This is a genomic window from Arcicella aurantiaca (genome assembly GCF_003148625.1).
Taxonomy (GTDB): domain Bacteria; phylum Bacteroidota; class Bacteroidia; order Cytophagales; family Spirosomataceae; genus Arcicella; species Arcicella aurantiaca.
The window spans coordinates 261367-272050 of the sequence record NZ_QGGO01000004.1 but is presented as its reverse complement, the minus strand read 5'-3'; the positions used below and the strand labels follow the sequence as shown (position 1 = coordinate 272050).

The 10684-nt window shown below is 34.8% G+C and carries 12 protein-coding genes; 5 read left to right on the top strand and 7 right to left on the bottom strand.

The genetic code is table 11. The features are described from left to right. Positions 1-322 precede the first annotated feature (322 nt). The 3 genes from LV89_RS05685 to LV89_RS05675 all read left to right on the top strand — a co-directional run bounded on the left by LV89_RS05685 (position 323) and on the right by LV89_RS05675 (position 3229). On the top strand, positions 323-1318 hold the full coding sequence (locus LV89_RS05685; protein ID WP_109741906.1) for an alpha-E domain-containing protein: 996 nt from the start codon (positions 323-325) through the stop codon (positions 1316-1318). A gap of 113 nt (positions 1319-1431) precedes the next feature. Continuing rightward, positions 1432-2154, top strand: a complete 723-nt coding sequence (locus LV89_RS05680; protein ID WP_109741905.1) for a proteasome-type protease — start codon at positions 1432-1434, stop codon at positions 2152-2154. A 214-nt stretch (positions 2155-2368) separates the two neighbouring features. Then, positions 2369-3229: a transglutaminase family protein gene (locus tag LV89_RS05675; RefSeq protein ID WP_109741904.1), complete on the top strand. Its 861-nt coding sequence runs from the start codon at positions 2369-2371 to the stop codon at positions 3227-3229. Here the strand turns inward: LV89_RS05675 and LV89_RS05670 are convergent. The 4 genes from LV89_RS05670 to LV89_RS25055 form a co-directional block, all read right to left on the bottom strand. Further along, positions 3221-3871 (bottom strand): Uma2 family endonuclease, encoded by a 651-nt coding sequence (locus tag LV89_RS05670; protein ID WP_109741903.1) that lies wholly within the window; start codon positions 3869-3871, stop codon positions 3221-3223. The two genes, LV89_RS05675 and LV89_RS05670, sit on opposite strands and share 9 nt — an antisense overlap. A gap of 65 nt (positions 3872-3936) precedes the next feature. Beyond that, on the bottom strand, positions 3937-4290 hold the full coding sequence (locus tag LV89_RS05665; protein ID WP_109741902.1) for a hypothetical protein: 354 nt from the start codon (positions 4288-4290) through the stop codon (positions 3937-3939). Between the two features lie 15 nt (positions 4291-4305). Further along, positions 4306-5934 (bottom strand): hypothetical protein, encoded by a 1629-nt coding sequence (locus LV89_RS05660; protein WP_109741901.1) that lies wholly within the window; start codon positions 5932-5934, stop codon positions 4306-4308. Positions 5935-6101: 167 nt separating this feature from the next. Then, the gene (locus LV89_RS25055) at positions 6102-6263 is read right to left on the bottom strand and encodes a helix-turn-helix domain-containing protein (RefSeq protein WP_158279520.1); all 162 of its coding nucleotides are present in this window, start codon (positions 6261-6263) and stop codon (positions 6102-6104) included. A 167-nt stretch (positions 6264-6430) separates the two neighbouring features. Between LV89_RS25055 and LV89_RS05655 the strand changes: the two genes are divergently transcribed. Together LV89_RS05655 and lysM are read left to right on the top strand one after the other, a co-directional pair. Continuing rightward, the gene (locus LV89_RS05655) at positions 6431-7255 is read left to right on the top strand and encodes an aminotransferase class IV (protein WP_109741900.1); all 825 of its coding nucleotides are present in this window, start codon (positions 6431-6433) and stop codon (positions 7253-7255) included. A 152-nt stretch (positions 7256-7407) separates the two neighbouring features. Beyond that, on the top strand, positions 7408-7875 hold the full coding sequence (lysM, locus tag LV89_RS05650; protein ID WP_109741899.1) for a peptidoglycan-binding protein LysM: 468 nt from the start codon (positions 7408-7410) through the stop codon (positions 7873-7875). 95 nt (positions 7876-7970) lie between these two features. Here the strand turns inward: lysM and LV89_RS05645 are convergent, their stop codons facing one another. From LV89_RS05645 to LV89_RS05635, 3 genes are all read right to left on the bottom strand, one after another. After that, a complete protein-coding gene (locus LV89_RS05645) occupies positions 7971-8792 on the bottom strand; it encodes a tRNA threonylcarbamoyladenosine dehydratase (RefSeq protein ID WP_109741898.1) in 822 nt (273 codons plus the stop codon). An 89-nt stretch (positions 8793-8881) separates the two neighbouring features. After that, the gene (locus LV89_RS05640) at positions 8882-9451 is read right to left on the bottom strand and encodes a Uma2 family endonuclease (protein WP_109741897.1); all 570 of its coding nucleotides are present in this window, start codon (positions 9449-9451) and stop codon (positions 8882-8884) included. Between the two features lie 136 nt (positions 9452-9587). Then, positions 9588-10541 carry a glycosyltransferase family 2 protein gene (locus tag LV89_RS05635; protein ID WP_109741896.1) on the bottom strand — a complete coding sequence of 318 codons (954 nt, stop codon included), beginning with the start codon at positions 10539-10541 and terminating at the stop codon, positions 9588-9590. Between the last annotated feature and the right edge of the window lie 143 nt (positions 10542-10684).

Here is a 10684-nt window from a genome sequence, read left to right as displayed (position 1 = left end):
CAAAGTGGCAAAGTGGCAAAGGAGCAAAGTGGCAAAGAAAATATATACTTTTTTCTCTGCTCCTTTGTCCCTTTGCTCCTGTGTTCCTTTTTCTTTTTTCTCTGTTCCTTTTTCTTTTTTCTCTGCTCCTTTGTCCCTCTGCACCTTTGTCCCTCTGCACCTTTGTCCCTCTGCACCTTTGTCCCTCTGCACCTTTGTCCCTCTGCTCCTTTGTCCCTTTTTCTCTACTTCTTTGAGATATAAAAATAGTTTTTGGGTAGGAATAACCGAATTTTCGACTAACTTGTATAAAAATTAATCAGGCATTTTAAATTATAAACTTATGCTTAGTAGAGTCGCAAATTCTATTTATTGGATGAATCGGTACATTGAACGTGCCGATAATTATGCCCGTTTTATCTCGGTAAACTTCAATCTTGCTTTAGATTTACCCCCCAATGTTCCAGAACAATGGAAGCCGCTGATTATCGCAACTGCCGATAACTATATCTTTGAACAGTATTATGATGCCCCCACTCGTGAAAATGTTTTGTACTTCATGGCTTTTGACGTTCGGAATCCGAACTCAATTTTGTCTTGTTTATTAGAGGCTCGTGAAAATGCAAGAACCATTCGTGAAAGTATTTCTCGTGAAATGTGGGAATACGTCAATCAGATTTATTGGACTGTCAAAGATGCAGCAGCAGAAAGTAAATCGTGGGAATTGGCTCGTTATCAAGGATTTTTAGAGAATATCAAAACGGGAAGTCAGTTGTTCTACGGAATTGTTGATTCTACCATTACACGTGGAGAAGGCTGGCATTTTGGTCGTTTGGGAAGACTTTTAGAACGTGCTGATAAAACAACTCGTTTTTTAGATGTAAAATATTTTACGCTTCTTCCCGAAATTGATGCCGTAGGTTCACCACTTGATTTATTATTGTGGTCGGCGGTATTGAAATCGGTAAGTGCTTATAATATGTTCCGTCAGCAATATCAAATCGTCAATCCAACTGCCATTACAGATTTTTTATTGTTAGATAAAAAATTTCCTCGCTCAGTGATGCACTGTATTCGTCAGGCGGAACTTTCATTGTACGAAATTTCGGGAACAGCCATTACCAATTCTTATTCAAATCCTGCTGAAAAAGCCCTTAGTAAGTTACGTTCAGAAGTAGAATTTACCGAAGTAAAAGACATATTTAAAATAGGATTACACCAATATTTAGATGAGTTTCAACAAAAAAATAATGGCGTTGGGGCTGCTATTTTCAAAACTTATTTCGATTTAAAACCAGTTATTGAAGAAGAATCTATGAATCTTGTGGTGAATCAATAAGGAGTTTTTTACTTTTGTAAACTCATAGGTAATAAGTGAAAGGTATTGGAATTAAAATTAACTCATTATTTTTCTAATACTTAACACTTAATACCCAATCCAAAAACCACAAAATGACATATTGTTTAGGAATCAAAGTTAAAGGCGGTCTTGTTGCCATTGCTGATAACAGAATAACAGCGGGAACAGAAGTTTACTCAAACAAAAAAGTTTCAACTCATCAAATCGGGAATCATTCGTTGTTTATTATGACGGCAGGTTTACGGTCAATTAGAGATAAATCTATTATCTACTTCAATCAATTAACGAAAGAAAAAGGCTTTACATTTGACTATATGTTTGAAGCAGTAAACGCTTTTGCTGAGATGATTCGTAAGGTTGCCGAAGAAGATAAAGCAAGCCTAAAAGAAGAAGGTTACAAATTTAATTTGCACTCTATTATAGGTGGGCAAATGGAGAAAGACGATGAACACAAACTGTTTTTGGTGTTTCCAGAAGGTAACTGGATTGAAATTAATGAAGGTTTAAAGTTTCAAATCATTGGAAATTCTAATTATGGAAAACCTTTACTGAACCGAGCATTATCTTATGAAACTTCAATTGAAGAAGCTTTGAAATTGGGTTTCCTTTCTTTTGATGCTACGCAAGTAAGTGCCAGTGATGTTGATTATCCGATTGACGTAATTGTTTACCATAAAAACTCTTTTCATCTTATCGAACATCGCTTAGAAAAAGAACAAATGGAAGCAGTTACCAAACAATGGAATGCACTAATGAAGACTTCTGTTGACACTTTACAAACTGAATGGATAAACGATGTACTTGGTAATAAGTAAGCGATTTTGATAATACTTCAAATACAAAAGAATATACTTAATTGATTGAGGTTTGCAAAAAAAACTGCGTAAGTTGTTGACTTTTAGTGACTTACTTGTTTGATTTCTCGCAAATTGCTTTTCGCTTAAAATAATACGACAACTTTATGGCTAAACATAAGGTTGTCGTATTGATTTGTTGACTACCCAAACACTAAATATCAAAAACTGAATTATGCTTCTAAAAATCGAACACGAACTTGACTATCAATACTCAAATGCGGTTTTTTTAGAACCGCATTATCTTTATTTACATCCCAAACGAAGTTCTTTATTATCGCTACAATCATTTGATATTCAGATTAGTCCAGAACCTACTACCATTGCCAAAAATCTCGATACTTCTGATAATACACAGTACATTCTCTTTTTCAAGGATACTACTTCTGCTCTCAATATAAAAGTAACTTCCATCGTCGATACGACAGTTTTCAATCCACTTTCATTTATTTATCATCCTTTTGAAAATAGCTCTTTGCCCATTCAATATTCTGAGGAGGTTGCCCAAGCATTGAGCCCGTATTTGGTGAAAGATGGCATTACGACATTGATTGACCAAACTGCAAGACAAATTGCTGGAAGTGTAGATTGGAATACGACTTCCTTTTTAACAAGCCTAAATGCCTATATTCATGATTTCAGATACGAAGTAAGAGATGAAGGCGAACCACATTCTCCAGAAATAACGCTTTTGAGTCGATACGGTTCTTGTCGTGATTATTCGGTTTTATTTATGGCAATGTGCCGAGTGATGGGAATTGCGGCTCGTTTTGTGAGTGGCTATTATTCAGCCGTAGAACCCGAAGACCCATCGCAACCACAATATCTTCATGCTTGGGTGGAAGTATATTTACCGGGTGGAGGTTGGCGTGGTTTTGACCCTACCCAGAATTGCTTGGTATCGGGCAATCATATTCCTGTGGGAGCATCTGCCATTCCGCATTTAGTTACACCCATTAGAGGAACTTTCAGAGGCAGTGCATCGGGAACTTTTGAGGCAAAAGTGAAAATTGCAAAACTTGATGAATTACATTAATTTCTTCAAAGTTTCAAGGTTGATTTTTTCATCAAAAACGGATTGAATTGGGATTTGAAAACCTGTCATTACCAAACTTTTAATATTTCCTTCTGAAGATTTTAATAGTAATTCGTATTGCCCTTCTTCGTAATGATATTGTTCAATCGTTTGATGGTCTGGGTCAATAATCCAATATTCTTCAATTTGATGTGCTTGATAATCTTTGAATTTGACTCCTCGGCCACGGTCTTTTGTGCCTTTTGATAATATCTCAATTACAAAATCAGGAGTAGGGAATAAGGTTTGTTTTTCGGTAAAAGATTCAGATTTTTCTTTTCGGAAGAAACAAATATCTGGCTCGTAGTCATTGCGAGTAAGTGTAATCATGATTTTTTCGATACCAACAAAACCTAATTGATGTTTAATGTTATAAACATTCATCAATTGAGCCAATAAAAGCGATGCCGTATTATGGCGTTTCATCACAGGTGAATGCACAATGATTTCACCATTAATGAATTCTACCTTTTCTTGTTCGGTAATATCGTTGTAAAAAGCGATTCTACGTGCTTTTTCATCTTCGAGAATATTTTCTATTTCTTGGATTATCAAATAAGCATCAGGTTCTTTGAGGAGTTCGGAAATTAGTGGATTACTCATTTGTTTAAGATTTATAGTCAAATATACAAAAAGCCCTCATACGATGCGAGGGCTTTTATAAAAATCTATTTCATGAATTCAATCTTCAATTCTGTTGTTATCAATTTTGTCGGTATTGTTTCTTTTTTAGCCTCACGCATCCCCCAGATTTTACGAATATCATACCTCTTTTTATTGGCGATTATATAAGGTAATTCGAGAGATATTTGCTTGTTGGTGGTACTGTCCAAAAGAATTCTATTATTTTGAGAGTTTTCCTTATAATTAACTGAATACAGATATACAGGGAACTCATTTGTATCATTAATGTAATCTCTCAATGTTGCTTTCATATCTGGATCAACATAGTTATCAAGTTCTGTTTTATTAGAACAATCTAAAAAGAAAAAGCCCAAAATTAATAACGATATTGTTTTCATAATTGCTTATTAATATTACTTTGTTTGAGTGATAAATTGAAAATCTCCTAAGTTAATAGGTGCTCTTGCAAATCCAACATCTTGACCGTAATTCAAAACATAAATTCCCAATTGGTCTGAAGTATTTGTTGATGTAACAGTAAGAGTTCTTGAATTGGTACTACTTCCAGTAAAGCCTATATTCCAAACATCTTTTATACCAATACCAAAACTTGAACCCAATGCTGTGCTTGAAGCATAAGTATCTGTTTTTACAGCACCGTCATCCTTCTCATAAAAAACATATTGCATCTGCTCACCGTATAAAAAGGGAGACCATGTTACACCTTCTCCAAACCAATTAATCCAAATGCCCGCAACATTTTTATAAATGTCTGCTCCATTAGTTGTAAATTCAGTTAAATAACCTTGATTTATACCTGCATTTTTTGCTTGCTCTTGAGTATAATAAATATTAGGACCCACCAAATGAGCATTTGCAAAGTAAAGTGGAACAGATTTTGAAATTACAAATTGATTAAAGTCTTCGCCTGGTCGTACTCTTAACATTGCCACTACACATACTATTTCTAAATTTCCATCCGTCCAATTTTCGGATATATTTGAAAGTGATGCTGAATTTGTAAATCTACAATACATCATCCTTTCTTTAACATTTTGGTTTAAATCACCATTTTTATTGTAATAAATACTTTTTCGATGACTTCCTTTATTCATGGCTTGAACCCAAGGGATGTTATTATTTTGGTCTGAAGATACAGACCCACTTAATATGCCTTCTGGACATAGCTTCCAAATGTGAGCGATTAATACGGATCCAAAACTTCCATCATTGGGCGAATCAGTATAATCCCAAAAATTTATCCCATAGTATGGTAAAGAACCATTCATTCCAGTATCAGCTTTTCTTTGGTTACTTCTCTTAGTATTCTCATTTAAGAACCCTTCTCCTGCAATAAAAAATTCTGTATCTCCTTCCTTATAATAAGGTATCCATTCTTTTCCTATGGCAGAACGACCATTTTTTACTACATTTAACGTTTCAATACGCTCATTATTCTTAACAACTATTATAACTTTATTTGGGAATTTATGAGCATCAAGTTTCGTTTCATTCGCTTTTGAATCGTAAACTCTTACAAAATCAACTTTTTTGTATTCCAGTTCAGAATTAGAAACAGCAACCAATGGAATGTCTGTTTCTGTGTCCCAAGTTTTGGCAGATTGTACGAAAAAATCAGGAATTAAGATATTGAGTTTGGGCAGAATATTAACAATTTTATCCAGTTCTCCTTCTTTCAAATTATTGCTTTTAGCCAAAACCGAACTAAATGACTCTGTACCATTTACCAACTTATTTTTATTGGCATGATAAAGTACATCGTAGTCATTATCAAACATCTTCAGAGACTCGCTTTTAACGAACTCTCTAACTTCTTTATTTTCTAATGCCTTTGCCAAAATTTTAGCAAATTGTATTCTTGCCGCATCTTGCTGTTCAATGGGAACATTTTCAAGAGATGATGAACCTCTATTCAGAGGATTATCTAAATTACTAAGTTCATCTTTACAAGAGAAAATTGACAGGCTTAAACAAGCTGTTAAAATAGCAAGAGATTTCTTGCTGGTAAGAAGATTTTTCATACCTTTACATTGGTTTTAGTTAGACAATTGAGACCTCGCCCTGTCGTCGAACGCCAATTTGAGACAGGGCATTTTGTTTTTATGTGTTATTAACACTTAAAAACACTTCAAAGGTAACAAGCTAAACTAAACATTGTCAAGGGAAAGAATCGGTAAAAATAGAACATTTAATAACCATAAAATTTTTCTTTGATGTGTTTATAGGTTGCAGGACTGATTAACGATTTCCCATCTAAAATGATGTTATTTTTTTTAAACCAAACTCTTAGGGTTTTAGGTGTAATCCCAAATTCTGTAGCAATTTCTTGACGGGTTCTTATTTTTTCCATGAGTGTAAATTATTAAAAGGTTTATGAATTTAAACGAAAATTACTCAAAAAAAAAGCATTTTACTAATTCATCAGAGGAAATTGAGGGATAAAAAAAGAAATTTAAAGATAGTGTTTGTAGCTAAGTTGATGCTATACATATAAGCTATTTACTAATTATAAAAATCATGATTTATTTAAACGGAGAAATTCTCCCTTCTGAAAAAGCCCAAATTCATGTTTCTGACCTCGGATTATTGAGAGGTTACGGTATTTTTGATTTCTTCCGTGCCATTGACGGACAACCGATTTTTATTGAAGACCACCTCGACCGTTTTGAGAATTCTGCTCGTTTAATGAGACTTCCCATTCCTGAATCTCGTGAGCGTTTGCGTGAAATTATTTTGGAAATTATTCGTCTAAATCCACATCCTTTATTGGGAGTAAAAATGGTTATGACGGGTGGTTATTCTGAAGATGGTTATACGCCGTCGGAGCAGTCAAATTTGATTGTGATGGGCAAACCTTTTGAGTTTAAACCTGCGGATATTGGCATGAAATTGATGTCGATGGAATACCGCAGAGAAATTCCCGAAATTAAAACGCTTAATTATATCGTACCCATCAGAGCAATCCAACAAATGAAAGCCCAAGGTGCTGACGATTTGTTGTATTATCGAGACGGAAAGATTTCGGAATCATCGAGAAGTAATATTTTTATCATCAAAAATGAGAAAATCATCACGCCCGTTGATGGGGCATTATTTGGTGTTACGAGAAAACATATCCTAAATTTTGCAAAAAAACATTTTATTGTGGAAGAAAGAGATGTAACCGTTCAAGAGTTTTGGGAAGCCGATGAAGTTTTTACAACAGGAAGTACAAAACGCATTGTTGCAATTACCAAGACTGATAATCAAGTGTTTAGTGACGGAAAAGTTGGGCGTATTACAAAAAAACTTCAAGAATTATTTTTAGAAGAAGAAAAAGCTAACGAAAAAATTACGCTCTAAATTTTGAGGGAATCTTTAAAAAATCTACATTTGAGTAGATGTTTAGAGAATAATAGGTGACGGAAAAACAATTTATGCGTTTTAACCCTATAAGCTATTATTTTGCTATTATTTCTAATTTTAAACTTTAAACAATAAACTGTCTAACAATTATGGGCTTAATGTCATTTTTTAAAGGTGTCGGAGAAAAGGTTTTCGGTGGACACAAAGAAGTTGAACCTGCTAAAGCAGCAGAGGTAGAACCATTAAGAGCGAGTGCTTTATTAGCTCATATCAAAACATTGGGTTTACCATACAATTCTTTGACAGTTAAAACTGCTGGTGATACCGTAGTTTTAGAAGGAGAAGTTGCTAAACAAGAAGATGCAGAGAAAATTGCATTGGCAGTTGGTAACGTAGAAGGCGTAAAAGTGGTTGATAATCAATTGGACGTTGCAGAACCTGCTGAAGAAGCAAAATATCACGAGGTTGTTTCTGGTGATACTTTGTCTAAAATTGCTAAAGAATACTATGGCGATATGATGAAATACCCAGTGATTTTTGAAGCTAACAAGCCGATGTTATCACACCCTGATAAAATTTATCCAGGTCAAGTATTACGTATTCCACCATTGGCGTAATCTTTACGGAGAAATAGAATAAAAGAAAGAAGGGAGGATGAAAAATAGGAGAGGGACAAACAAGTCTAACTTCCATTTTTCTTCCTCCCTTTCTCTTATTCCTCTTTTCTCTTTTTCTCTCTCTTTGCTTCCACTTCTTTCTGTTTCTTTTCTCGGCTTGCTAAGGCTTTTAATTTCTTTTCCATCTCTATCGGATAACCCAATAAATCCCTCAGAACCACCGATGCACAACCGCCACCAAAAGCCGCTGGCATATATGAAATTGTGCCATAAGCTGATTTCTTAAAATTAGAACCATCAGTAAGCATCAGCGATTCTTCAATCATTTTTTCAATTGAATAAACGGCTTTAATTCCCGATGAAATACCCAATTTACGCAAACGCTTACGCATGAGTGATGCCAAATAACATTCACGAGTATCAAATAAATCTGCTGTTCTGATTTTGGTAGGGTCAACTTTTCCACCTGCTCCCATCGACGAGACAATACGTAAACCTTTTTTGTGAGCAGTCGTTAAAAGTGTCAATTTTGGTGTAATTGAATCAATGCAATCCATAACGTAATCAAATTTTTGACTACTTAATATTTCTTCGGCGGCTTCGGGTGAAAGAAATTCACGAATAGAAGTCAGTTTTAAATCAGGATTGATTGCCAATAACCTTTCAGCCATTAAATCAGCTTTAGGTTGTCCGTGCGTAGTAGCCAGTGCAGGTAACTGACGATTGCGGTTTGATGGGTCAACAACGTCACCATCAACGATAGTCATTGTTCCCACGCCTGAGCGAGCAATGAATTCGGCTGCAAAAGAGCCAACGCCACCCAGTCCCACGACTAAAACATGGGCATTCTGTAATTTTTGGAGTCCATCATCTCCAACTAATAATTTGGTTCTTCCAAGCCAAGCTAAATCACTCATTTAATTAGGTGTTAGGATTTAGGTGTTAGGGCTTAGGAGTACATTTATAATCCCTCAAACCCAACTTTCAACAGAAACGTCTGCCTTCCCTACTCACTAACTTTATAATCTTTAAAAATATCTGCAACACTTATTTCAAAATCCTCTAAAACGGGTTTAGCGGAACAAATATCGTCGTCAAAACAGATTTTGACATCTTTCCGAGAAGTGTAAACATAAACGACTTCTTGCTCAGGAATGATATGCCAAACTACTTTTACATCGGCTTTGAAATACTCAATTAATTTTGCTTCAACATCAATCAGATGGTCATTTGGCGAAATCACTTCGATAGCGAAGGTAGGAATAACATCAATTCCTTCTCGACCTTGATAAATTTGTTCTCTGCTAAAATAAGCAATATCGGGTCTTCTCATTTGGAATTGAGTAAGCATCACGTCAGGTTCAGTCATCAATGTTCCTTTTCTGTGATACCCTTTCTCAATAAATAATATATTAAGAATATCAAAGATGTAGTATTGTTTCTTTTTCATACCTTCAAATTGAACTAATTCATCGTTATACCATTCATACTTCACGCCATCGTTGGGTTGTTGCCAATCCAAAAATGCTTCCAACGTTTTGGGAAATTGTATGATGCTATCTTGTATCTTGACCATTGGAATATTATTTTATTAAGAAAATTAAGTGCTTCAACAAGATTAGTTTCGCTTATTTTATCTTAAAGTGTTTAACGTGTTGAAAGTTAATGTCTTATGCAAACCAATTAACCAATAACTAATTTCCAGTAACTACTTACCCTACCGTTTCTCGAATTTGATAATCGGTAGTTTTATCTGAGTTTCGAGTCATGAGTTCTCCGATAAATCCTGCAACAAATAGCTGAACGCCAATAATAATGGCAACTAATGCCAAAAAGAACAGCGGATTATCAGTTACATTTCTGAATTTCATTTGATTGGCAATGGCATAGATTTTATCACCAATTAAATACAAGGTAATCATGCTACCAATCAAAAATGATAAGATTCCCAACCCTCCGAAAAGGTGCATTGGTCGTTTGCCAAATTTTTGGACAAAAGTAATAGACAATAAGTCTAAAAATCCGTATAAAAAGCGTTCAATACCAAATTTGGTTGTACCATATTTACGAGCTTGATGTTGGACTACTTTCTCACCAATTTTATCAAAACCATTCCATTTTGCCATTACGGGAATATATCGGTGCATTTCTCCGTATAGCGTTATTGTTTTGATGACTTCATGTTTGTATGCTTTTAATCCGCAATTGAAATCATGTAAGTAAACGCCTGACATTGAGCGTGTTGCTGCATTGTATAGTTTGGTAGGAATGGTCTTGGTGATTGGGTCAAAACGTTTTTGTTTCCAGCCAGAAACTAAATCGAAATTATCTTCCGTAATCATTCTATACAATTCTGGAATTTCGTCTGGACTGTCTTGCAAATCGGCATCCATTGTAATAACTACTTTACCTTTTGCATCCTTAAAACCTACATGAAGTGCAGCAGATTTACCATAATTTCTACTGAATGAAATACCTTTAATATTTGTATTTTTCTCTGAAAGATTTTTGACAACATTCCAAGAATTATCACGACTACCATCATTGACAAAAATGATTTCGTAGCTAAATTTATTTTCATTCATCACACGTTCTATCCAAGCGGCAAGTTCGGGTAATGATTCATCTTCGTTATAAAGTGGTACTATGACTGAAATGTCTAACATATTTATATCTGTAAGGTTTTACTTTTTGCTGCCACGAAGGCACAAAGTTTCAAATAATATTCGGAACAATAAAGGGTTTGTCACAAGACAAACGATAGACCACAGATAGAACGGATTATACTGATTTTCGCTGATTTTTCTTT